The organism is Micromonospora sp. AP08 (assembly GCF_008085935.1).
In the GTDB taxonomy this organism is placed as follows: domain Bacteria; phylum Actinomycetota; class Actinomycetes; order Mycobacteriales; family Micromonosporaceae; genus Micromonospora; species Micromonospora chersina.
Genome location: NZ_VSEZ01000002.1, coordinates 381003 through 406012, shown reverse-complemented (window position 1 = coordinate 406012; position 25010 = coordinate 381003). Strand labels below are relative to the sequence as shown.

Genomic DNA, 25010 nt, shown 5'->3' with positions numbered 1-25010 from the left:
CGGCAACGCTCGGTGACTCTCTACTTGTGGATCGCTGGTCAGGCGGCGAGCGCAACGTGCCATTCGCGCAGAAACGCCTCAACCAGGGCGTGCGCCCGGGCGTGCACGTCGAACGACTCGTCGACCCGGCGGCGCGCCATGTGCGCCAAACTGTCGGCGGCCTCGTTCAGGGCGTGGTGGGCGTGTGCCTTGACGTGCGCGAACGTCAGATCCGGGCGAGCGCCGACCAGGTCGGCGAGCCGGACCAGGGTGGGCTTCATCCCGTTGTGCCGGGGCCGCAGGTCGTAGCCGGCGGGCATCGCACCGGACTCGCCGGCCTGCCAGCGGTGCAGGTAGTTCAGCGCCGGCAGGCTGTCCACGAGCACCGTCACCCTGGCCGGCGGCGTGTCGTAGGCGGTGAGCAGGAACTCGACCGCCCGCAGTTCGCTGACCAGCACCCGCGAGCAGCCGGTCGGGTCGACGCGACCAGGACGCCGGCTGCGCAGGCCATAGCGGCCGTCGCTGACGACGTACCCGATGCCGCCGGCGCGGCCCTTCCAGCTGGCGTCGGTCGCGGCGATGAGCGGCGCGGGTGTGCCCGCCCAGCGGCGGACCTGGCCGCGGCTCGGGTCATGTGCGGCTCCGATGGCGCCGGCCGGCTCGGGCCCCAGCTCGGCGAACAGGTTGGCGCGGCAGGCGAGCTGGTGCCGCGCGGCGAGCTGCTCGGCGGTGTCGAGCAGCTGCACCGCCGAGCCGAACTCGTCGTAGTGGGCGGCGGTCAGCGCCAGCCGGACCGCGTCGCCGACGGCCTGGCAGGCTTCGCAGGGCCGCGGCTTGACGTAGGTGCGCAGAGCGTGGGCGCGGTCGTGCAGGGGAGCGGGGAGTAGGTCCAGGGCGCGGTGGAACTCATCGGGACGCACGACGCCTCCTGACGTCTATAGCCGGCGAAGGGTGGGTGGGTCTGGTGTTCCGGCGGCGGCCGGTAAGCCTCGGCGGTGCTGTGAGGCTGATGTCCTAGACGAATCAGGCGGGCGTGATGGTCCAGTAGCCGTCAGCGGTGACCTGGACGAGCGCGGGCGCCGACAGCGGGCGGACACCGGAGTAGGCGCCGATCTCGTTCACCAGCAGGCCGCCTTCGCCGGTCTCCAGCGAGTAGGCGTGGACGACGAAGTTGGAGTCGCCCCGCCGATGGGTGATCTTGACGGCGGCAGCGTCGCCGCCGAGCACCACCACGTCGTCGCCTTTGCCCGCGGCCTTCCCCGTCGGCGCCTTGGTGGCCAGCTGGTCGACGGTGCCGATCGTCAGCGTCCAGGACCCGGACGCCTCGATCTCGAACTGGGTGGTGAGCGAGTCGTCTTCGAGGTTGATCCAGTGCTTGCCGCTGTACGAGCCGATCTCGTTGACCAGCAGGCCGTCTCCGTCGCTCTTCAGCACCGTGTTGCTGGTGCACTTGCAGGTGAACTTGACGACGGACAGCTCGGACAGCTCACGGATCCGCACCACGTCGTCACCGCGACCCTTGATCACCTTCGGCTTCGGCGAGGGCGGCGCGGTGGTGGGTGCCGGTTCCGTCGTGGCAGGAGCGGCCGAGGTGGGCGCGGCGGTCGTCGGGGCGGCCGTCGTGGGCGCAGCGGTGGTGGGCGCGGCGCTGCTCGGGCTGGCCGACGCGGCCGCGGACTTCGGGTCCGGGTTGTCGGCTCCGTTGAACACACCGATCAGCGTGCCCCCGCAGCAGAGGACAACGACCAGGGCGATGCCGCCGACGATCCAGGCGCGAGCGTTGGAGCGCCGGCCCGGCGCGCTCGGCACGGGCGGCCCGGCGAGCGTGCCGTCCTGGAACTGGGCAGCAGGCGGGGGCACGGCGGCGCCGGGCGGGAACGGGGCCGCCTGCGGCGGTACGCCGGCCGGCTGGGTGGACTGGTCAGGCGGCATCGGGCTGGTCGGGTCCGTCATGGCGGTTTCCTCTGCAGGTCGGCTTCAGTGGCGGGGGAAGGGTGGGCGGGAGGTGGCGCCCGCCCACGATCGAGTCGTAAGTCAGGCGAGGGAGACCGTCACGCCGCCGGAGAACGGCGAGTCGTGCAGCTCGAGCTTGGCGAGCTTGACGTTCTTGGGGATGTCGAAGACGACCACGCCGGTGACCTGGTTGCCGGGGTTGACGTCGTTGAGGAACGTCTCGGCGTTCTTGTTGGCGTAGATGGCGGCCCCGCCGTCGGCGGAGTACTCGGTGCCGTTGGCGGCGTACGCCTTCTGGCTGCTGCCGTCGAACATCTGCGACTCCTTGCCGATGTTCTTGACGTTGACCGTGACCAGGCAGAACTGGCCCTGCGCCTTGGCGCCGAGCATGTCGGTGCCGATCTTGGCGACGCCGCACTTGGACGACTCGACCGTGAATTCGAACTTGCCGTCCCGGGCCGGCTGGCCGATCTTCGCGGTCTTCGGCTTGTCGTCACCCTTGGCGCCCCCGGCGTCGGCCTTGCTGGTGGCGTCGTCGGTGGTGCCGGCGCCGCAGCCGAGCGCGATGAGGCCGGTGGCGAGCAGGGCGAGGGTAGCGATCTTGCGCATGCTGAAGCTCCTGTGAAAGAAGGGAATCGCTGGTCGACTTGCCGGATCGGTGCTTCGTCGACGCCCATAAATCACAACAGGAGCACTACCTGGAGTCCAGCACTTAGGCTTTGCAGCGCTGATAAGCCGGGTTACCAACAAATGGATGGCACGGCGACATCTGGGCGGTTCCATAGTCGGCACGAACAGCGGCGATCCCGAGGTAGGGAGATGCAGAGCTGCTTGATGCCCGCGCCGGCGTCGTTACGTCGCCCGAGATCGCCACGTCGTCCCGCAGTGGAGGGGCCCCTCGTAACCACGTGCTACCGCCGGTCTCCGGCTTCGCACGGCCCTGTCAGGTCAACCGCAGTCCTCCGCTGTTCAAGGCATGGGAGAGCGCCGACCTGCCGCAAGCAGGAGGCCATGGGTCGGCGAAAGGATTCCCAGCCGCCGGCCCACAGCCTCCTTACGTCCGAGCCGGTGTCGCTACTTCGTCGCCGCTCCGGGTGACCACTCGTTGGCGAAGGTCTCCATCTGACGGATGACCAGGTCGACCGCAGCGCGCTCGTGGTCCGGCGGGTAGTCGTAGCGGGCCAGCAGCCGGCGGATGTGACTGCGGAGCTTGGCGCGTACCGGCTCGCGAGAAAACCAGTCCACCGTGATCGACGACTGGATCGACTTCACCAGCTCTCGTGCGATCTCTGCGAGAGTGCCGACGCCCATGAGCTCCGTAGCCGCCCCGTTCTGGGCGACGGCATCATAGAAGGCCAGTTCGGCGTGGTTGAGCGGAGGGTCGAACTGCTGGCCGCGCCGGGCGTCGGCGGACACCTGCTTGGCCAGCTCGACCAGCTCGACGATCAGCTGCGCGCTGGTCAGCTGCTGACGCATGTAGCGGTTCATCAGGTCTTCGAGTTGGGCGGAGAAGCGTTCCTGACGGACCACGTTGTGCTTGGTGACCTCGCGCATCTTTCGCTCGATCAGCCGGCGCAGCGCCGCGGCGGCCAGGTGCGGGGTCTCCGAGTCCTGCAGGCGCTGCAACGCCACCCCGTTGAGTTCGGTGATGTCGAGCTTGCCGAGGCCCGCCTCCTCGTAGATGTCGGTGATGTCGGCGGCGTCGACCACCTCGGCGGCGAGCTGGGACAGGTAGCGTTCCACCTCGGCCGTGTTGGGCAGGCCCCTGGCTTCCCGGTCGGCGGCCTCCTCCTTGACGATCCAGACCCGGACGTCGCGGAAGTAGTGGATGTCGCGGCGCATCCGCTGGATGTCGCCGGCGCGTTCGGCGAAGTCGCGGCTGGTCGCGCAGAGGGTGTAGAACCGTTCCAGCCGGCCCGCCGAGTCACGGAAACGCCGGTGCAGCGGCTTCGTGCCGGGTTCGACGTCGTTGCCGGGGGTTCGCGGGTCGCGCAGGAAGTTGGCGGCCTTCTTGACCGCCCGGCGCCAGCGGGTCGGGTCCTTCTCGTCGTCCAGGATCTCCCGCCAGTTGACCGGGGTGAGCATGGCCTCGAGGACGGAGATCTCGTTGTGCACCTCACTGATCGCCCGCTCGATCTCGCGGCCGAGGGTCTGGTCCTCCTGGTCGCTGGGGGTGTACTCGGTGAGCGCCTTGCGCAGGTTCTCGGTCAGCGGGGCGTAGCCGACCAGCAATCCGTCCTGCTTCTCCCGGAACCGGCGGTTGACCCGGGCGAGCGCCTGCATCAGGTTGGCGCCCTTCATCGGCCGGTCCATGTAGATGGTGTGGATCGGGGGCGCGTCGTAGCCGGTGAGCAGCATCGAGTGCACGATCAGCAGCTCCAGCTCGTCGTCCGGGTCCTTGGCGCGGGCCTGGATGGTCTTCTGCTGCGACGGGCGCAGGTGGTGCGGGCGCAGCACCTCCTTGTCGCTGGGCACCCCATGGAAGACGATCTTCATCTTGCCCTTGTCGACGGCGGGGTCCGCCCAGTCGGGCCGTAGCTCCTTGAGAGCGTCGAAGACGCGGACGCAGATCTCCCGGGTCGCGCAGACCAGCATCGCCTTGCCCGGCCCGCCGAGCTGCGGCCGCATCAGCTCCCGCCGCTTCTCCCAGTGCTCGACGAGGTCCTTCGCGAGGGTCTCGACCCGGTCGGGGGCGCCGTAGACGGTGTTCATGGTGGCCGCGTACGCCTCGGCCTTACGCCGCTCCGCGTCGTCCAGGCTGGCGGTGAGCTGCTCCACCTGCTCGTCGATGCTCTCCGGGTCGATGTCCGGCGGCAGCGACACCGGAATGATCCGCGGCTCGTGGTAGACCCGCACGGTCGCCTCGTCGTCAACGGCACGCTTGAGGTCGTACACGTCGATGTAGTCGCCGAAGACGGCGCGGGTGTTCACCTCGGCGGTGGCGATCGGCGTGCCGGTGAAGGCGATGAACGTGGCGTGCGGCAGAGCGTCACGCAGGTGCCGGGCGTAGCCGTCCAGGCTGTCGTAGTGACTGCGGTGCGCCTCGTCGACGATCACCAGGATGTTGCGCCGGTCGGAGAGGAGCGGATGCGGCCTCCCGGCGTCGCGCTCCTCCTTCGTACGCCCGAACTTCTGCAAGGTGGTGAAGATGATGCCGCCGGCGTTCCGGTTCGACAGCTTGTCCCGCAGCTCGGCGCGGGTGTCGGCCTGCTCCGGCTCCTGGCCCAGCAGCGTCTGGCTGTCGAGGAACGTGTCGAAGAGTTGGTCGTCCAGGTCGTTGCGGTCGGTGAGCACCACGATGGTCGGGTTCTTCAGGGCAGGGTGGCGGGCGGTCAACGCCGCCGTGCACACCATCTCCTCGGACTTGCCGGAGCCCTGGGTGTGCCAGACGACGCCCGCCTTCCCGTCGCTCTGCGATGCCCGCACGATGCACTCGACGGCCCGGACGACCGCGAAGTGTTGGTGCGCTTTCGCGATCCGCTTCGCCTTCGACGTGAAGTTGACGAAGCCGCCGGTGAGCTCCAGGAAGCGCCGCTGGTTGAACAGCCCATAGAGGGCGACGATGAGCGCTTCCGGGCCGTCGTAGGCCGGCGAGGTGGTGTCGACGCGTTCCCCCTCGTCGTCGACGTTCCACGGCGCGAAGTGCTCGTAGGGGGTGAACGGGGTGCCGTACTTCGCGGTGACCCCGTCGGAGATCAAACACAGGACGGAGTGCCGGAAGGCGAGGGGGAACTCCGCGAGGTACGCCTGGAGTTGGGCGTGCGCGCCCGTCAGGGTGGCGTTCTCGTCGGCGGCGTTCTTCAGTTCGACGATCGCGACCGGCAGACCGTTGAGGTACAGCACGATGTCGAACCGGCGCCGGAAGTCGCCGTCGACGATCGTGACCTGGTTGATCGCCCGGTAGACGTTGCGGCCGGGGTCGTCCAGGTCGGCCAGGCGCACGGTGGGGTTGTGCTCGGCGCCGAATGCGTCGGTGTACGTGATCGAACGGATTCCGTGAACCAGCCGCTCGTGCGCCGCCCGGTTCTCAGCGAACGCCTCCCGGGAGGCCACGTCGGTGGCAGCCCGGACCGCGTCGGCGACCGCCGTGGGCGGAAGGTCGGGGTTGTGCCGCTCGATCGCGGCCCGCAGGTCCTCGACGAGCACCAGGTCGGCCCAAGCCTGCCGCTGCCCCGACCCCGGCGCGAAGTCCTTCCCGGCACCCGGCTCCCACCCGAGCTCACCGAGCTCATCCAGCGCGAGCGCCTCCCAGTCCGCCTCGTTCATCCACCCGCCCGCACCCATCACAACCCCTCCCCGTGAACCTTTGCTTACCTAGACCGCTTCTCCGACAACCTTCTCTGCGTCCTTGACCCGCAACCGCCCCGACATCAGTTCCGGAAGCAGCGTGTCTCGCAGCTTGGCGAGCGTTTGGTTCTCCCTGGCCGTCTGCTCCCGCATTGCGAACAGGGGTCGAATGCGTTCAGTGAACTCAGCGATGACCTCCCCGTTAGGCAGATGCACTGGGATGGCCAGGGCCCTTGACCGGTTTAAACCAGGGACAGCTGAGTCGGAGTTCATCTCGCTCAAGCCCAGACGAGTCAGCAGGAAGTAGACATACTCGGTCGTGAGTTGGTCGTCAGTTACCCTAATGTAATAAGTGGTGTCGATCGGGAAGAAGTCGCGGTGGGACCAGTAGACCGAGCCGACAGTGCCCTTACGGCCAACGATGATGCCTGGGCCCCGTACCAGAGGCTCGTCGTGCCAACCCGAGATTCCGCCGCTACCGTAGACGGCTACCGGCCCAGAGCGGCGTTGCGCCGCTGGGAGGGCCTTCCCATAAGTCAACTCGATCACGTCACCGAGAGTGCACGCTCGTTCGGCTAGTTGTGCCACACGAGCGTATTCGGCAGCGGCCAACTTGTGCACAGTCTCAGCGATGCGGTCGTTGACCGCAATCTTGTCATCCAGAGCCCCCAGCACAGCGGCAACTGCCTCTTGCCGTCGCGTTGAAGGTAAAGAGAAGGTGAAGCTAGCAATCTGGCGTCCACTGATGTGAGGAACCGCAGTCCCGGTCTGCACGGCCAGAACGTGGTTGGTGAAGGCGGGGCTGCCCACCAAGTACGCCAGGAACCGCTGAGTTAGGGGTTGCTTGGCGCGAAGCAATGCCACCCGTTGGACCAGTAAGCTCGGAACGTCCTCCCGGCGGACTTCTGCAAACTTCAAGCCTGCTTCAATCCAGGGCCGGTCCATCGCGAGGACAACGTCGCCCTGCCGTACCCGATAGGCGGCCAAGTCTTGCACGTCACCATTTGGCCAGCGCTTAACGCCTGCCCACCGTAAACGACCTTGCCCGATGTTGTCGCCTCGGAGGAGTCGAATATCGTCAAGGTTTTCCGTGAATAGCGCGGACTTGAACGGAAATCCGGTGATGATCTCAGCGACATCACCTAGGCCCACTACGTCAGCCACCGACTCTCCCGATCTGTTCGCGGACGATGGCGTCAAGTCGGGCAGCTTCGTCAAAGTGGGCGTACAGCTCCTTAGTGAGGCGCTCGATGCGGTCGGCGAGCGGCTCGGCGTCCGGGTCCTCTTCGGCTTCCGCAGCGCCGACGTATCGGCCAGGGGTGAGGACGTGGTCGTGGGCGGCTACCTCGTCGAGCTTGGCGGAGTAGCAGAAGCCGGGCAGATTCTCGTACGTCTGGCCCTTGGTCTTGGCGGACTTGGTGCCGCGCCAGGCGTGGTAGGTGTCGGCGATCTTCGCGATGTCGTCGTCGGTGAGGACGCGCTCAGTGCGGTCGACCATGGTGCCGAGGGCACGGGCGTCGATGAAGAGGACCTCGCCGCGCCGGTCGGTCAGCGCCTTCGCGCCTTGCGGGGTCTTGTCCTTGGTCAGGAACCACAGGCAGGCGGGGATCGCGGTGGTGCGGAACAGGTTCGGCGGGAGAGCGACCATGCAGGCCACCAGGTCCGCCTCAACCATCGAACGGCGGATGTCGCCTTCGCCGGACTGCTTGGAGGACATCGAGCCATTGGCGAGGACGACGCCCGCACTGCCGCGGTCGCCTAGCTTGTAGAGGATGTGCTGGAGCCAGGCGTAGTTGGCGTTGCTCTGCGGCGGCACACCGTAGCGCCAGCGCGGATCGCCCTCGCGGCGGGCCCAGTCGCTCATGTTGAACGGCGGGTTCGCCATGATGAAGTCGGCCCGCCGGTCCGGGTGCTTGTCGTCGGCGAACGTGTCGGCCCAGCGGTCGCCGATGCCGACCGGGTCCATGCCGTGGATGGCAAGGTTCATCTTCGCCAGCCGCCAGGTGCGCTCGTTGGCTTCCTGCCCGTAGACGGCGATGTCGTGCGTGTGGTCACGGCCGGCGCGGGCCTCGACGAACTTCTTGGACTGCACGAACATGCCGCCGGACCCGCAGCACGGGTCGTAGACCCGGCCCTCGTATGGCTCCAGTACCTCGACCAGAACCCGCACCACGCTGGACGGGGTGTAGAACTCGCCTGCCCGCTTGCCCTCGGCGCGGGCGAAGCGCTCCAGGAAGTACTCGTACACCTCGCCGAGGACATCCTGTGCCTTACGGTCGCCGTGGCCGGTGAAGCGGGCGTCGCTGATCAGATCGACGAGTTCCTTCAACCGCTTCTGGTCGACGTTGTCCCGGTTGAAGATCTTCGGGAGGACACCGGTCAGCGCCCGGTTCTCCTGCATGATCGCGTCCATGGCATTGTCGAGCAGCTCGCCCACGCCGCTAGGCGCGTTCTCCACCAGGTAGTCCCAGCGGGCGTTCTCCGGAACCCAGAAGACGTTGGCGCTGGTGTACTCGTCGCGCTCGTCGAGGAACTCGGCGCGGCGGTTCTCCGGGATGTCGGAGAGGCTGTCGGCGATCTGGTCGCGACGCTCGGCGAACGCGTCGGAGACGTACTTGAGGAAGACCAGGCCGAGGACGAACTCCTTGTACTGCGCGGCGTCCATGGAGCCGCGCAGCTTGTCGGCGGCCTTCCACAGGATGTCCTGGATCTGCTTGGTGCTGGACATCCCGGGCAGCTCGCCCTGTCCGTTGGCACGTTTGCGTGGGGGCACAGTGTGTTCCGTTCTCTCGTTCAGGAGTTCGTACCGTACAGAGTGGTGAGGGTGCCGTCGGCGAAGCCGGTGACGGCGAGTTCGCGCAGTTCGGCGAGGAGGCCGGCCTGCCGTCGCAGTAGACGCTCGCGTTCGTCGAGGCGGCGCAGCACCTCGTCCAGGCGGGCCGCCTCGTCCCGGCTTAGATCGGGGATCGTCACGTCCCGCAACCGTGGACCGCGAACCGCACCAGGGCTGCGGGTGGTGTTGGGTGCGGTGTCGAGCAGCGCCTTCAGCACTCGCGGGGTGAGGGCGTCGCCGGGGGAGACGCGCAGGCCGCGAGCCGGGAACTCGATCACCGAAAAGCCGTCCTCGTCGAGAACGACACCGAAATGGGGGACCGTGGTGACTACGAGGTCGCTCGGTTCGGTGAGGCCGACGTGCGGGTACTCAGCGGCGAGCGTGAGTCGGTCCATCCAGCGTGTGGACGACTGCGCGACGACCTCCGCAGCGCCAATGACTCGGTGATGACCCCGCGGGCCGGCATGCTCAGGTGACAGACGGTGCCCAGGAAGGGGGCGGACCCGGCGAGCGCTGTGCAGCCCGCCGAGGGAGAGCTCCTTCGGGCGGCTTCCGTCGCGTTGTGCCACCCCGGTGCTCAGGGGGCCATGTTCCTTCGCGTACCGGATGGCCTCGTGCACCGCCTCGGTGAGACGGCCCTCGATCTCGCCGATCAGCGCAGGGCGATCGGCGGCCAGCCGGGCGCGCATGGTGACCCAGGCCGGGCCTGGCGGCCGCAGCGCCGCACCGCGGCGCAAATCGAGGGCGTCGAGCGGGACCACCCACCCGGTCCGCGGGTCGTGGCCGTCGCGCCGGTAGCCCTCGGCCCGCCACAGCAGGATGTCCTCGGCCGCGGCTTCCGCGACGCGCTGATCGAGCGCGGCGCCACTGACGTCGGCGAGTAGCAGGCGGCCCTGGGTGGCCGGAACCGGGTCGCGGGTGAGCAGCCACAGGGCAGCGGAGTGGCCGGGGCGAGCCGGAAAGATGCCGCCGGGCAGTCGTACCACAGCCTCGACGAGACCACTGGTGAGCAGGTCGGACCGCTTGGTGATCGCGTCGGTGTCGCGCAGGTCGTCGACCAGGCTTGCGGCGGGGCCGACCACGACGGCGGTGCAGCCGGGGCCGAGCCGGTCGGCGATGTCGCTGATCTTGCTGAGGTCCTCGGCCGGGTCTCGCTGCTCGGTCGGCTGGTAGGGCAGGCGGGTCACGACCACATCGACGTCGGCGAACTCGTCATTCAGCTCGTCCGGAACCACCTCGGTGTTGAACTCGGGGACACCGGCCAGTAGCAGCCGGCGGCGGATCAGGCGGGCCAGCGCCGCGTCCGACTGCACGGCGTTGAAACTCAGCGCTTCCGGCTCCTGATCGGTCAACAGTGCGGCGAGAAGGTCGCCCGAGCCTGCATACGGGTCACCGACCGTGATCCGGCTGCCGGCGCGTAACCGGCCCGGCAGGTCGGCGGCCAGGCGGATCAGGGTGACCAGGTGCGGGGTAAGTGCGTCGGCACCCATCTCCGGCCAGCCGAGGCGGGCGGCGCTGGCCAGCAGGAACCGGTATGCCCTGCCGGCCTCATAGGCACCCTCGATCAGCTGCTCGACCATTCCCGGAAGATCGGCCAGGGCGGGCGCTTCCTGCAGGTCTGAGAGGAGGAATTCGTCCTCCGGGTCGAACCGGCGGGCCACCTTCACCGGATCGGCCGGCAGGACCTGGCCGGACATCTCGCGCAGGCAGAGAGCGGCGCCCAAGGAGAGCACCAGGCGGCGGCCGCCGTGCTGACGGGCGTACGCGGTGAGGGTGTGCAAAGCGCGCTCGGCACGCAAGGTCTCCGGGTCAGCGTTGCCCAGCTTGCGGTCCAGCAGCCAGGTGAGGACCGCGTCGGCGGGGAAGAGCAACTGAACGCTGGCGCCGGGCACCGGGGCGGGGAAGTCGGGGTACCGGCGCCGCCACGTCGTCACCACCGGGCGCTCGACGTGCGCCAACTGGGCGATTTCGCCCGACGACATGAGCTCAGACATCATGCTCTTCACCCCCTCCTAATCGAGGAGCTCCACCGTAGTCGTGTGGCTTCAGATGTCAATTGGCGACGCTTGATAACCCGCCTTATCAAATACCGAGGTGCGTGCCGGGCGTTTGCGGCGGTTTCCTGGTCGAGCCCGGCCTCGACTTCCGACACGGAGCTCCCATGACGCATCCGCAGAAATCCGCCGCCCGCCCGCTCAGTCCGGCGCGTCCGCAGGCGCCGATGCCGGCGCTGGCAAAGAAGCGCAAGTGGCCGTGGATCGTCGGCGGACTGGCCGGTCTGATGCGCGATCGGGTGCATCGGTGCGGTCACTCTTGGTGGCAATGAGGTGGCCGAACCGGCTGGCGCAGCTCAGCCGACGACCGCTGGGGCGAAGCCGGCCACCACGGCATTGAAGAAGGCCGAGAGCGAGAAGGGCGCCGCCCTCGGCTCAGCGCCAACGCCGCCGATGTCCTGAACTTCGGCGGCGGCGCCAAGGACTCCGCCGGCCGGGTCGCCGACGCCATCCTCTACCCCCGACGCCGAGAGCGGTCACAAGATCCGCGGCCAGTAACGGGCCCCGCGCCACCCCCGAGACGCCGTGCGTCGCGCCACCAGCCACCCGCTGGAGGCGCGGCCACCCGTCCCTCATCCCCCCGTGAGGAGGAACGACGTGACAGGCGACCAGACCGGCACCGTTGACCAGCTCATCCTCGACCACCTCGAGCACGCCAACCTGCCCGAGACCGCCGAGGACCTCATCATCGCCGCCCTGCTCGGCGGCGAGGACCTCGCTGCCGTACTCGGCGGAACCGCCCCGCGGCGGCCCGAACCACCCGCCGCAGAGGAGGCGGCGTCCGAGCCGATCGGCACCTATCTCGCCAGCGTCGAGGTGACCGGCTTTCGCGGCATCGGCCCCACCGCCACCCTCAACCTCATCCCCGGGCCGGGGCTGACGATCGTCACCGGCCGCAACGGCTCCGGCAAGTCCAGCTTCGCCGAAGCCGCGGAGTTCGCCCTTACCGGCAACAACAAGCGCTGGGCCGGCCGTACCGCGGTCTGGCAGAAGGGCTGGCGCAACCTGCACGCCAGCACCGACCCGCGTATCCGCGTCCGCTTGGGCGTAGAAGGCCACCGCGACGGCGCCACGGTCGACTGCCACTGGGCCAACGACGCGAACCTCGCCGAGTACACCACATTCCTACAGGCCACCGGCCAGCGCCGCCAGAGCGTCGCCGACCTCGGCTGGACCAAGTCCCTGGAGCTCCACCGCCCCTTCCTCTCCTACTCGGAACTCGGCGGCCTCCTCGGTGGCAAGGACAGCGAGATGTACGACTCCCTGCAGCGAATCCTCGGACTCGGCCGCCTCGTCGAGATCGAAACGATGCTCAAGACCGCCCGCCGGGAGATGGACCAGCAGCGCAAGCGGGCCGCCGAAAGCCTTCCGGCCCTCAACGCGGCGCTGGCGGAGCACCCGGACCCCCGCGCCCGCCTCGCCGAGCACGCCCTCGCCGGCCGGCTCGCCGATCTCGACCAGCTCGAAACCCTGATCACCAGCGGCGAAGCGACCGAGGACGTGACCGTCGTGCCGCTGCGCCAGCTCGACGTCCTGCACCTGCCCAGCCACACCGAACTCAGCACGGCAGTCGACCGGCTCCGCACCGCGCTGCGCCAGATCGACGCGCTGGCCGGCACCCCGGCCGAGGAGGCCAGGGCACTGGCCGGGCTGCTCCGCGACGCGCTGCGCCACCGCGCCAACCACCCCGATCAGCCTTGCCCTGTGTGCGGGGGTCGCACCCTGGACGAGGAATGGGCCGCCCAGGCGCAGACGCAGCTACAGCGGCTGACGCGACGCGCCGAGCAGCTCGACGCCGCCCACCGGACCGAACGCGAGGCCCGACGCGCCCTGCGCCAGCAGGTGCCCGCCCTGCCTGCCGCCCTGAACCTCGACCTCTCCTCGGAGCAGGTCCACACCGGCGACGCCCGGACGGCCTGGCAGAGCTGGGACGACCTGCTCGGCACCGCGGACTCCACCACGATCGCCGAAACCGCAATCGGCGCCTTCGACGCCCTCGTCACCGCCCTCACTCCGGTGCAAACCGCCGCCCGGGACGCCCTGGCGCGTCGTCGGCAGGCGTGGCAGCCGGTCGCCGACCAACTCCGCACCTGGATCGACACCGAACACGCCAGCCGGCACGCCGCCACCATGTTCGTAGCCCTTAAGACCGCGATCGCCAAGCTGCTGGAGTTCGGAAAGGAGATCCGCGCCGACAAGCTGGCGCCTGTCGCGGCGGAGGCAACCACCATCTGGAACACCCTGCGGCAGGACAGCAACGTCCAACTTGGCGCGATCAAGCTGGCCGGCACAGGCACCACCCGCCGGGTCGACCTCGACGTGGAGGTCGACGGCGTACCCGGAGCGGCCCTCAGCGTCATGAGTCAGGGCGAACTGCACTCCCTCGCCCTGGCGCTGTTTCTTCCGCGCGCCACCATGCCCGAGAGCCCATTCCGGTTCCTCGTCATCGACGACCCGGTGCAGTCCATGGACCCGGCCAAGGTCTACGGCCTTGCTCAGGTCCTCGCCCAGGTCGCGAAGCACCGGCAGGTCATCGTCTTCACCCACGACGACCGGCTCCCCGCCGCCGTCCGGCATCTGCAGCTCGACGCCCGGATCCTCGCCGTCAGCCGCCTCGCCCGCTCCCAGGTGACCGTCACCGGTGATCGAGACGGTGATCCCGGGCAGCGCTACCTCACCGACGCCCTGGCCATCATCCACGACGAGAACATGGCAGGCACCGTGCAGGCCACCATCGTCTGCAACCTCATCCGCGATGCCCTCGAGTACGCCTGCCACGAGCGGATCCGGATCCGTGGCTTCCGCGCCGGCACGCCGATCGCCGACACGGAAGCCGCCATCAGCGAGGCCGAGGGACTGCGCCCCACGCTGGCCCTCGCTCTGCTGGACGACCGCAAGCGCGTCGGTGACCTGCCTGCCGAGTTGAGCAAGCTCGGTCCCACCGCCGCTCGTGTGGTCAAGGCGGCGAACAACGGCTCCCACGGCGGTGCCACCAGCAACCTCGCGGTCCTGATCGAGGAAGCACGGCACCTGGTGAGGAGGCTGCGCCGCCCATGACCCCCGAGCAGCTTCTCGACGAAGCCTCCACCCTGCTGCACCGTCCCAGCCGCAGTATGCGCCGCTGCTGGCAGCGCGGTTGCGCCTGCCTCACCCGCCTGGCGCTTGAACAGGGATTGCGCATCTACTGGGACCGGGTCGCACCCAGCGTCTCCGGATGCCCGATGCGGCATCAACTGCTCGCCCTACCGGCCTTCGTCGATGCCTCGACGGCGCTCCTCGCGAGGACGGCATGGCACGGCCTCTCCCGCGCCATGCACCACCACGTGTACGAGCTGGCGCCTACTGTGTCGGAACTTGAGGGCTGGCACCGGGACGTCACCCGCCTCCTACCGCAGCTCCATGCCGTGACCTTCGCGAATAACACCACCAACTCTGCTTAGCCGCTGCAGGCAACCCATTGCACAGCGACAACGACTTGTCGTTCCCCCGACCGGGGCGACGGCACGAACGATCTTGGTGGCACTTGGTGGGCCGATCGGGCAGCGCACAGGCTGTGACCTGTTGCTCGTCTTGTGCCGACCACGACTCACTTGCATAGTCGCTCTACGGCTGCGGCCGCGTTCTAGAGGGGAAGAACGTGTCACAAACATCTGAGTTCCTCCGCGACCGGGAACTCGCCTGGGCGCCTGCCCTGTCCGCCGTGTCGCTCGTCTCCGAACTCGGCGCCTTGGAAGAGGAGGTCAAAGAGGTCGTCCGCGCACTCGGCCGGGTCTGCGGAGACGCCGCCCCGTACCACCGCCGCCGGCTGCTCGCTCACCGTTACCCAGCGTGCCTGGTCACCGGCCTCGCCGGCATCGGCGCCGTCGGCTACGAACACGGCAACTACTGGAGCGCCGTACACCAGCTGGCGCCGGGCAGGATCGACCAGAGCCTGTGGGGGGAGCTGTTCCGCGCCAACCTCGACCGCTTCAAGCTGGCCCGATTCCCGGGGCTTCCGCAGGTCAACGTCGGTGAGATCCTCATGCACGCCGGCGTCCCCGCGTACTGCATCGGCGACCTGCTGAACCTCCTGCTGCAGCGGCTGGCCCGCGATCCGGGCATGTCCGCGGAGCACTTCCTGGCCTGGGCACTGACCCCCCGCCGCGAGAGCCGCCTGTTCGCGCTCGACAAGCCCGTGCAGCGCTTCATCCAGTACGGCGGCGACTACGCCGAGGACCTCATCGACCGCTGCATCGACTTGCTGGAGCGACTCCGCCAGCCGGTGTTCCACGCCGACGGCCTCGGACTACCTCCCCATCTGATCGCCAAGGCGCAGCACCTTGCCGAGTCGGGCCAGCTCGACTGGACCGGTGCGACGGACCGCGTCCATTCGGGGACCCGGATCACGCAAGCGCGCCCCCATCTGGAACTTGAGCCCTTCGGACGCGGACTCCTGCTGTGGCTGCCCTCGGTGCCCGACGCAGCGGACGGCCACGTGGTGTGGCAGGTGCGCATTGACGGTGAGGCGCAGACCGTGGTCAGCCGGTCGATGTGGCCGGGCGTGCGGGAGACCGTACCCGCGACGGCACTGCCCATCGCACGTCCCGCGCGACAACTCACCGTCGAACTCGCCGCTTACGACCAGGAACACGAGATCGAGGTGGTCGACCCGCGGGATCCGCTGCTGGTGTTCACCGACGACGGTCGACGCGTACCGGCCACTGCCAGCCTGCCGCCGGAACCAGCCTGGCTGCTATACCCCCACGAGACCGACGCCGGCGCACTGCTCGAGCTCCACGTCACCGGCGACCTGCACGACCTCGGCGAAGTCCCCGCCCCCTACGGCTGGCTCGGCTGGATCCTCCGCCGTGTCGACCTGCGCCATGTGGCCGAGCTGCGCCTCGGCAATGGCACGCCACGACGAGTCAAGGGCGCCCGACGCGCTCAGCTGCACCTCGACCCGCCACTGCCCGGCGTGTGCAGCCTCACCGGCGGCCCGGTCGTCACGGCCGCGCCGAAGCTGACCCTGCCCACCGACCCGGGTGTCACGACCGAGTGGTCCATCCGCATCCGCAGACCCGGATCCGATCAGCTGACCACCGAAGTCGTCACCGTCATCCGCGACACCACCATCGACCCCTGGCATCGGCTACCCCGACCCCTCGTCGGCACGTACGAGGTAACCGTCCGCGGTCCCCTCGGCCGCGGCCTGTCCCGCACCCTCGAACTGGTCGAGGGCCTGAACGCCCGCTCCAACCCCTCTTGGCGGGAGATCCGCGCCGACGGTCTGGAACCGGCGACCGTGCGGGCCAGCGCCAGCCTGCATGGCCTGACCGTCACCCCAGCGATGGTGCAGTTGGGCCCGAAGGACGTCACCGCTGAGATGCAGATCGACAGCAGTGCCGGATCAGCCACCGTGCGGGTGACACCAGCGCACATGGCGGTCCAGCGGCTCGGCGGCAACGGCCGCGGTGCCTGGTCCCTGCAGCCGCTGCGTCTGGACAGCGAGACGATCGGCGAGGGGGAGCTCCTGGTTCGGCTTCCCGAGGTGGCAGACGCCCAACTCGTCGTCAAGGCCGCCGGTCGCGAGCTGCAAACCGTCGTCTCCGGTGCCACGTACGGGCAGGCCCTGGCACGGTTCGCCCTCCCCGCCATCGCCGACACCGTCGGCGTCCACGGCATCGCCCAGCTCGATGTCCGCGTCGGCGGCCAGGACTTCCCGGTGGCACGCTGCACCCCGAGGCGCCTCGCCAGCTCCGTCCACCTCGACAAAGACCGGTTGATCCTCGTCGACGGCGTGCATGCAGAGGGACTGGTCGCCGGTCTCTACCGGGTATACGCGCCGTGGCAACCCCCGCACGTCGTGACCTTCAACCAGGACCTGGTCAGCGATGCGCTTCCTGAGGAGGTCACCACCGCCGGGCCTCTGGTGGTGCTGCTGCGCATCGAGGACCCGTGGGTGCCGGCAGAGTGGCCCGACTGGCCCGCGGCCGACAACGCCTTCGACATCGCCGACCGCGAGTGGAAACCCAGCGGAGAGGACACCGCCGACGACGCCGTGTCGGGTTACCTGGCGGGCACCGGCGACCTGCCCGAGCACCCGGACATCGCACCGCTGCTGATCGACCTGTACCACCGGGCGGACGGCCTGCGCGGCAGGGTAACCCGGGACGTCCGCGGCATCTCCGCCATCCTGCGGCGCTATCCCACGCAAACTCTCATCGCGCTGACGAAGACCAGGACCTCGGCCGACCGGCTGGTCGCCCCACTCGTACACTCCGGCCTAATCGCCGCACCCCCCAACGCGTACGTCGGAGAGCGGGACGAGACCAAGCTGTGGGGGATCAGCCCTCTGGCCGGCATGCTCGCCACGGCCCATCGTCTCGGCGAGCAAGACGGGAATGAGGAGCTACGCGAGCAGGTATCGGCAGTCTGCGGCGAGGTGGCGCTGCATCTGCTCGCCGGTGGCATCGACCCCTACCGGACGGTTGGTCGATTCGATGAGTCGGCTCTACGCCTGGCCGAGCTTCCGATTGAGGTACGTGACCGGTTGTGGAAGGCGATGCGCGTCGTGCCGGGCGGTCTGCTCGACGCCGACGAGCGTTTGACGGCAGCCCGGCAACTGTTCGATGTGCGGATACAGCCGGGCCTCGGCAGAGTCTCCAGCGCCGCCAAGGAGCTACTCCTCGTTTCGCGCCAACAGATCCACGCCGTCAGCGGGCAGCGCGTAACGGACGCGGTCCAAGCGCGAAAGCCAACCACAGGCTGGTGTGCACTGCCCGCGCTGTCGCTCGTCCTGGCTTTCGTCGCCCGCCTGGCTGCCCGGGGACACGACGGCTGTGAGCGGCTGCTGCCGCGCACCCTGCCGCATCACGCGACCCTCGCTCGCAGCGCACCCCGCCTCGTCACCATCGATCTTCTGCTTGCCGAGTTCACCCTGATCGGATCCGGAGCCGCCCGATGATCCTCGACCCCATCGCCACCAGCGACGCCATCGTTGCTACTTACCAGCGCTACCTGCGCACGCTGGTGGAACCCAAGGACCCTCGGCTGGCGGCTGCCCTGGAGCGCGCGATCAGCGACGCGATCAACCAGGAAATCACCAAGGGTCCTCTGCTCGAGGCGACACCGCCATACGTCACCGCATCCACCCCACGCGAGCTCATCGATGTCGGCGTCCTGGACCCCGGCATCGCCACGCTCGGCGGCGGCTTCGACCTCGATCGACCGTTGTACCGCCATCAGGAGCGGGCGATCCGCAAGGCCGCCGCCGGCCGCAACCTCGTCGTCGCCACTGGCACCGGCTCCGGCAAGACCGAAAGCTTCCTCCTGCCGATCCTCAACCGCATCATGGCCGAACGCTCGGCCGGAACACTCGGACCCGGCGTCAGGGCACTGCTGCTCTATCCGATGAACGCCCTCGCCAACGACCAGATGAAACGGCTACGCCGTCTACTGGCCGAGGCCCCGGACATCACCTTCGGCCGGTACACGGGGGAGACCCGGCAGACCCGCCGCGAGGCCGCCGAAGTGTTCGAGCGCCAAAACCCCGACGAGCGCCCCCTGCCCAACGAGCTGCTCAGCCGCGAAGAGATGCAGCGCCGGCCGCCACATTTCCTGCTGACCAACTACGCCATGCTCGAGTACCTGCTGCTGCGCCCCCTCGACATGGACCTGTTCGAGGGCGAGCACGCCGGGCACTGGCAGTTCGTCGTCGTCGACGAGGCACACGTATACGACGGGGCGCGGGGCGCGGAACTCGCGATGTTGCTACGCCGTCTGGTCGACCGCGTCAGCACCGAGCGGCCTATCCAATGCATCGCCACCAGCGCAACCGTCGGTGGCGACATGACAGCGGTGGCCGAGTTCGCCACATCCCTGTTCCCGGCCCGATTCGTGTATGACCCGGCTGACGAGAGCCGGCAGGACGTCGTCACCGCCGACCGAGTCGAACTCCCCGCCGGACCGGAGTGGGGACCTCTGCCCGCGCCGGCCTACGCCGAACTCCTGCACGCCGACGACCCCGCCGCCGCCATCCTGGACCACGCCCGACAACACGGGTACGACAGTGACGACCCGGCGAACGCCCTGGCCCGCGAGCAGCGGGTCCGCCGGCTCAGGGCGCTCCTCGCCCACGGGCCGGTGCCACTGCCGGAAGCAGCACAGGCACTGTTCACAACCGGCGACCAGCCCGCCTCTGCAGCGTTGGTCGCCCTGGCCAACAGCATCCACGACGGCGACGGCTCACCTGTGCTGTCCGCCCGTTACCACCTCTTCGCCCGCGCTACCGAGGGTGCCTTCACCTGTCTCGGACCCAACGGCCCACACGTCAGTCTCACCAGACACGAGCGGTGTGAGCAGTGCGCCGACGCTGCCTTCGAATTCGGCACATGCCGCCGCTGCGGCACGGTCTACCTCGCCGGAATGTTGGAGCAGGTCGGCGCGCACAAGGTTTTCCGATCCCGGCGCTCCCGAGATGAACAGCGCGTATGGATGGCGCTGGTCGACACCGTGGCTACCGACGAAGACGAAGAGACGACCACCAGCGCGGCTAACTCCGCCGGCGAGCTGGGCGGTATGTGCAGCCGGTGCGGCGTCTTCCAGGCTGGCCCAGCAACCACCTGCCCCCGCTGCCCGAATGCTTCCATGCGCCACGTTCGTTTCCTCCGGCACCGTACAGATGAACTCACCGCCTGCTTGGCCTGCGGTGGCCGCGGTGACGGCCTCATCCGCCTCTTCTCCAGCGGAAACGAAGCCTCGGCGGCCGTCCTCGCCACCGCCCTCTACCAGAAGTTGCCGGTAGCGCCCGACCCCATCCAGCAAGGCCTGCCAGGAGGCGGGCGCAAACTCCTGTTGTTCAGCGACAGCCGCCAATCGGCGGCATACTTCGCGCCCTACCTCGAAGACTCCTACCACCGTATGCAACACCGACGACTGCTCCACGAGGGCGCCCTCGCTGCCGCCGAAACCGACGGTGAGATCCGGCTGGAAGACATCATCTACCACACCAACCGAGCTGCCGACCGATACGGCCTCTTCGAACGCCGCCAATCACGGCAGGCGCGCGAACGACAGGTCGCCGTGTGGGCGCAAGTCGAAGTCGTCGGTGTCGACGAACGTAACTCCCTCGAAGGTCGCGGGCTCCTCGCATGGGACATGTCCCGCGATCCGGCTTGGACACCGCCCCGTCCCCTGACCGACCTCGGCCTCACCACAGATGAATCCTGGGCACTGATCGGCGAGCTCGTTCGATCGATCCGGCTTCAAGGCGCGGTCGCCGCACTCGACGGGGTCGACCCCCGCGATGAAGCATTCGCACCCAGGCTCGGCCCCATCTACGTCAGGGGCACCGGCGCCGACAACCGTCGAAAGGTGCTCAGCTGGCTGCCCACCAAAGGCGTCAACCGTCGCCTGGACTACCTGCGCCGGCTGATCAACCGGCTCGGGCGCAACCCTGACCCCCTCCAGGTCCTCGACGGGGTATGGCAGCTGCTGACCAGGGGACCGCAGAAGGAATGGCTGATCGGCAGCACCGAACGCGGCATCGGTCAGGTCTACCAACTCGACCCTGCTCTGATCACCTGTACCCCGGTCGGCGGCGACACCGCCTTCTGGCAGTGCTCGACCTGCCGCAAGATCACCCCGTTCAACGTCCGCGGTACCTGCCCGACGATGGCCTGCGACGGCACGCTGGAACACTGGAGTCAACCGGCGGCCGACACCGACAGCGACCACTACCGCAACGTCTACCGGGCGATGGACCCGGTGCCCCTACGCGTTTTCGAACACACCGCCCAGTGGACCAGCGAACGGGCCGCGGAGATCCAACAGCAGTTCGTCCGCGGCGAGATCAACGCCCTGTCCTGCTCGACGACCTTTGAGCTCGGCGTCGACGTCGGCGAACTGCAGGCCGTGATGCTTCGCAACATGCCGCCCACCACCGCGAACTACGTCCAGCGGGCCGGCCGTGCCGGTCGCCGCACGGACGCCGCCGCTCTCGTCGTCACCTACGCCCAACGACGCTCACACGACCTGTCCCGCTTCGCGGAACCGGACCACATGATCGCAGGCGAGGTCCGAGCACCGTACGTACCTCTCAGCAATGTGCGGATCGACCGGCGGCACGCCCACTCCGTCGCCATGGCCGCCTTCTTCCGCCACCAGTTCCGCGTCCACGGCACGATCTGGCGCACGGCAGGCGAGTTCCTCCTGCCTGACGACAGCGGGATAGCTCCGGTCACGTGGGTCCGCGACTTCCTCACCCCTGTGCCGACGGACATCACCGACTCGCTGCGGCAGGTCCTACCCACCGACGTGCAGGCGGCGATCGGCGTCGACCCCGCCGGCTGGGTGGAGCACCTGCTCGACCTCCTCGAATCGGTGCGGGCCGAGCTGCAGCAAGACGTCGACACCTACGAGCAGAAACGACAGGAAGCGTTCGCCGCCCGACACGACGATCAGGCCGCCCGCTACAGCCGAGTCATGAAGACCATCACGAGCCGAGAGCTCCTCGGGCTTCTCGCCAACCGCAACGTGCTACCGAAGTACGGCTTCCCGGTCGACACCGTGGAGCTACGGCTGGCGTTCGCCGACGCCCACCACGCCAAGCAGCTGGAACTGTCCCGCGACCTGTCCTCAGCCATCTACGAGTACGCACCCGGCGCCGAGGTCATTGCCGGTGGGCTGACCTGGAAGTCCGCCGGCGTCTACCGACTACCCGGAAGGGACCTGGAACGGCGCTACTACGTCATCTGCGACGGCTGCGGCCACTACCGCGACTCCATCGACCGCCTCGACCAAGCCTGCCCGGCCTGCGGGGCAGCACCCGTCGGCGCACCCCGCCAGTACTCCATCCCGGTCTTCGGCTTCGTCGCCGCCCGCAACAGCGCCCGGCGGCCCACCAGCGCGCCACGGCGAGCCTGGCATGGGGCGACCTACGTCGTCTCGCCCGGTGCGGAACTGTACGAAGACAAACTGAACTTCGTCGGCGGCACCATAACCATCAGAGCCGGCGCCAGAGGCGAACTCATCGCCATCAGCGACGGAGCAGCCGGCCGCGGCTTCCTCATCTGCGCGACCTGCGGGTCTGGACGCCCGACCATCGACGGGCTGTCCAGCCACCAAAGCCCGCTCAGCGGCCGGGACTGCAGCGGCCGTGTGGAGAACCTGTCGCTGGCACACAAGTACCAGACAGACGTCCTGGAACTGAGCCTCGACGGAACAGCCGTGGGCGGACTCGACGACAGCGCCTGGCGGTCGATCGCATACGCCCTGGTGGAAGGCGCCGTCCTGGCCCTTGAGATCAGCCGCGACGACATAGACGCCACCATGTATCAAACCGACGCCGGACGAAGCGTCATCATGCTGTACGACACCGTGCCCGGCGGAGCCGGCCATGTCCAGCGCATCGCCGAGCGACTGCCCGACGTACTCGAGAAGGCCCGGGGACGTGTCCGCAACTGCGAGTGCGGTCCCGAAACCAGCTGCTACCGATGCCTGCGAGTGTTTCGCAACGAGCGCTACCACGAACAACTACGTCGTGGCGTCGCAGCGGACGTTCTCGGCCGCCTACTCGGCAAGACCGACCACGCCCCGGCTGGCGCCTTGCGGATCTCCCTGTCCGACGTGCATCCCGCCCTCACGGCGACCCGCCGGTTCCTGGTGTCGGAGGCGCCCGGGGAGGTCTTCGAACCAGTTGCCTCCGGCCAACTGGACCTCTACGAAGGTCGCGTCGTCCTTGCCAGCCGCGACGGCAAAGCCGCAGTCGGACGGCTCTGGCTGCGCCGCGACGCCCACGGCATCGTCGGCGCAGGGTTGCAGCAGATTGCGGGAGCGCCACTGGATGGCGAAGCAGACGGTCTCACGCTGATCGGCGTTGCGGTGCTGTGACATGCGGGTCGGCGGTGTCTCACTCACCGCTTCCCGCCGAGCGCAGCCGTCTCATGATGCGGGGCGACCGCAGAGGTCGGGCTTATCCGAAGTGAATCCCTGCCGGGAGGAAGTCGAGCTTGATGGGACAGTCGGGCGTTGGCGGCGTCGCGCCGCCGGAAGTGCGGCGCATCGCTTCGGAGGCTGAGGCCAGCGAGCTCGCGCACTGGTTGTTGGTGCCCGGGCGGCGGTGGCCGGTCGTGGTGTTGACCATTCCGGGGGAGCACGACGAGCCGTTCGGTGATCCGGACGAGGTCAAGCAGGCGGTCGGTGACCTTGCCGAGGTCGTGCTGATGCCCACGAGCGACGTTTCGTGGGCGTTTTCACGGGTGATGCCGGCCATGACGCAGGTGTACGGCGGCGCGGGCCGGGTGTACCCAGTCGATCATGCCTGGGTTTCCGACCCCGGGCGCAGCAGGTTGCGGTTCGCCTACTCGCCGCACGACCGCAAACGCATCACCGACCAGTTGATCAGCGACGCGCTGCAAGCAGCCATGGCAGCCGGACTGGTCGAACCGCGCACTCGTCCGGGAACGCAGCAGCGCTCTGGGAGGGTGCAGGGCATCATCGGGTCGCGCGCGCTGGTCATGTTCGCCGACATGTCCGTGGCGACGGTGTGGGAGGAACTGACCCTTCCCGGCGTTGCCTTGGACAGAGTGCTGGGCAGGGGGCAGTCCGTATCGGGCCGCTACGACCCAGACTCTCGGCGGCTAGATCTGCGTGCCGCGCTGCGTTTCGCCGACGCCGCCAGCGCCCAGGGCGGCATTCAGGAGGCGTATCAGGCCGGTGACGTCGTTCTGGCCGAGGTGGCGGCGGTGGCCGACGAGAGCGTCACAGTGCGGCTACTGCCCGGCCTTTCAGTCGAGATCGATCGGCAGGCGGTCACAAGCAATCAGAAGGACACACTGGTTGGCTTGTTCAGTGTCGGGGAAGTCGTCGCCTGCCGCCTGGTAACGGTCGAGCCGCTGCGGTTGCGGTTGGATGACGTCGACGACGACGAGGTGCCGAGGCCAGCGCCGAGCCTGCTGCCGGGCGGGCCTCCGTGGCTGCGCCTGCCCGAGCCAGACCCGCAATCCCAGGCTGTAGCGCCGTCCCCGCCGCCGACGTCACTTCCCCCGACGGTGGCGCCACCGTTACCGAACGTGCCCACTGTCGCGCCTCGACAGCCAACGCCCCTGGACTTGGTCCATCGCCTCTTCCCGTCGCAACAGACCGTGATGGCCCGGCGTGCCGAAGCGGTACCTGCGGCAGAGCAGGCGCAAGTCCTACTACTGAGAAACGAGCTTGTGGCCGAGCGGGCGACCCGGAAGGCCCTCGCCGGCGAGCTGGTGGGTCTACGAGCTCGGGCTGCCGAGTTGGAGGCCGAGCTTGCGCAGGCAATCCGCGCCATCGAACAGCTCCAGACCCGCTACCGCGGCGCCGATCTGGCTCGGCAGCGCCTGGGCAAGCGGCTCAGGAGCGCTCAGGGCCGCGTCGACCAGACAGCCGGTGTTCAGGGGCCGCTGTTCCTCGATCCAGAAGAACAGTTCCGTTACGAGGTCACCTGTGAGTGGGCGCAGCGCATTCCGGCCGCCGAGAAGGCCGACAAGCCGCTCGCCAAGTACACGCTGGCCGGCGCCTTCCTCGACTCCGTGGAACAACTTGAGGGCATCAGCCGGGCAAAGGTCGTCGCCGTGGTGGTCGAGGTGCTCACGGGTCAGGCGCAGCACCTCCCCGGGCGCGACGCGCACCCCCTACGCACCGGCGAGGCCGGCAGCCCCTACGTCCGCCGCTCCGACGGTGCGATCTGCTGGCGGGTTGCGTTACAGCGAGAATCAGCGGCCGCTCGCCGGCTGCACTACTGGCGTACCCAGAATGGCTACGAGTTCTCCCGCGTGGCGCTTCACGACGACTATCGTCCCTGACCATCGGCATGCGCCGGGGCCACGAAGACGGGGTCCCCTCCCGATCCCTGCACTGATCCGGCCGTAGGCCGAACCGACATCGGGCCGTGGTAA

At 68.7% G+C, this 25010-nt stretch carries 13 protein-coding genes; 6 read left to right on the top strand and 7 right to left on the bottom strand.

All coding sequences use genetic code 11. The features are described from left to right. Window positions 1-38: 38 nt before the first annotated feature. The 7 genes from FXF50_RS04995 to FXF50_RS04965 form a co-directional block, all read right to left on the bottom strand. Window positions 39-899 carry an RNase H family protein gene (locus tag FXF50_RS04995; protein WP_148426023.1) on the bottom strand — a complete coding sequence of 287 codons (861 nt, stop codon included), beginning with the start codon at window positions 897-899 and terminating at the stop codon, window positions 39-41. Between the two features lie 103 nt (window positions 900-1002). After that, window positions 1003-1932, bottom strand: a complete 930-nt coding sequence (locus FXF50_RS04990; protein WP_148426022.1) for a hypothetical protein — start codon at window positions 1930-1932, stop codon at window positions 1003-1005. 81 nt (window positions 1933-2013) lie between these two features. Continuing rightward, a complete protein-coding gene (locus FXF50_RS04985) occupies window positions 2014-2541 on the bottom strand; it encodes a DUF4352 domain-containing protein (protein ID WP_148426021.1) in 528 nt (175 codons plus the stop codon). A gap of 465 nt (window positions 2542-3006) precedes the next feature. Then, a complete protein-coding gene (locus FXF50_RS04980; protein WP_148426020.1) occupies window positions 3007-6216 on the bottom strand; it encodes a type I restriction endonuclease subunit R in 3210 nt (1069 codons plus the stop codon). 30 nt (window positions 6217-6246) lie between these two features. Next, a complete protein-coding gene (locus tag FXF50_RS04975) occupies window positions 6247-7383 on the bottom strand; it encodes a restriction endonuclease subunit S (protein WP_187399529.1) in 1137 nt (378 codons plus the stop codon). Further along, on the bottom strand, window positions 7376-8992 hold the full coding sequence (locus FXF50_RS04970; RefSeq protein ID WP_148426018.1) for a class I SAM-dependent DNA methyltransferase: 1617 nt from the start codon (window positions 8990-8992) through the stop codon (window positions 7376-7378). Before FXF50_RS04970 ends, FXF50_RS04975 begins: the two co-directional genes overlap by 8 nt. Before the next feature lie 20 nt (window positions 8993-9012). Further along, the gene (locus FXF50_RS04965) at window positions 9013-11049 is read right to left on the bottom strand and encodes an N-6 DNA methylase (RefSeq protein WP_148426276.1); all 2037 of its coding nucleotides are present in this window, start codon (window positions 11047-11049) and stop codon (window positions 9013-9015) included. Between the two features lie 164 nt (window positions 11050-11213). Here FXF50_RS04965 and FXF50_RS29180 point away from each other — a divergent pair, with 164 nt between their 5' ends. The 6 genes from FXF50_RS29180 to FXF50_RS04935 all read left to right on the top strand — a co-directional run bounded on the left by FXF50_RS29180 (window position 11214) and on the right by FXF50_RS04935 (window position 24917). Continuing rightward, window positions 11214-11378: a hypothetical protein gene (locus FXF50_RS29180; protein ID WP_187399528.1), complete on the top strand. Its 165-nt coding sequence runs from the start codon at window positions 11214-11216 to the stop codon at window positions 11376-11378. Window positions 11379-11703: 325 nt separating this feature from the next. Beyond that, window positions 11704-14163: an AAA family ATPase gene (locus tag FXF50_RS04955; RefSeq protein ID WP_187399527.1), complete on the top strand. Its 2460-nt coding sequence runs from the start codon at window positions 11704-11706 to the stop codon at window positions 14161-14163. Then, on the top strand, window positions 14160-14546 hold the full coding sequence (locus tag FXF50_RS04950) for a hypothetical protein (RefSeq protein ID WP_148426016.1): 387 nt from the start codon (window positions 14160-14162) through the stop codon (window positions 14544-14546). Before FXF50_RS04955 ends, FXF50_RS04950 begins: the two co-directional genes overlap by 4 nt. 260 nt (window positions 14547-14806) lie before the next feature. Beyond that, window positions 14807-18049 carry a hypothetical protein gene (locus tag FXF50_RS04945; protein ID WP_148426015.1) on the top strand — a complete coding sequence of 1081 codons (3243 nt, stop codon included), beginning with the start codon at window positions 14807-14809 and terminating at the stop codon, window positions 18047-18049. Beyond that, window positions 18046-22974, top strand: coding sequence for a DEAD/DEAH box helicase (locus FXF50_RS04940; protein ID WP_148426014.1), 4929 nt, complete (start codon window positions 18046-18048; stop codon window positions 22972-22974). The genes FXF50_RS04945 and FXF50_RS04940 overlap by 4 nt, the downstream gene beginning before the upstream one ends. 122 nt (window positions 22975-23096) lie before the next feature. Continuing rightward, window positions 23097-24917 (top strand): hypothetical protein, encoded by a 1821-nt coding sequence (locus FXF50_RS04935; protein WP_148426013.1) that lies wholly within the window; start codon window positions 23097-23099, stop codon window positions 24915-24917. The last annotated feature ends 93 nt before the right edge of the window (window positions 24918-25010 follow it).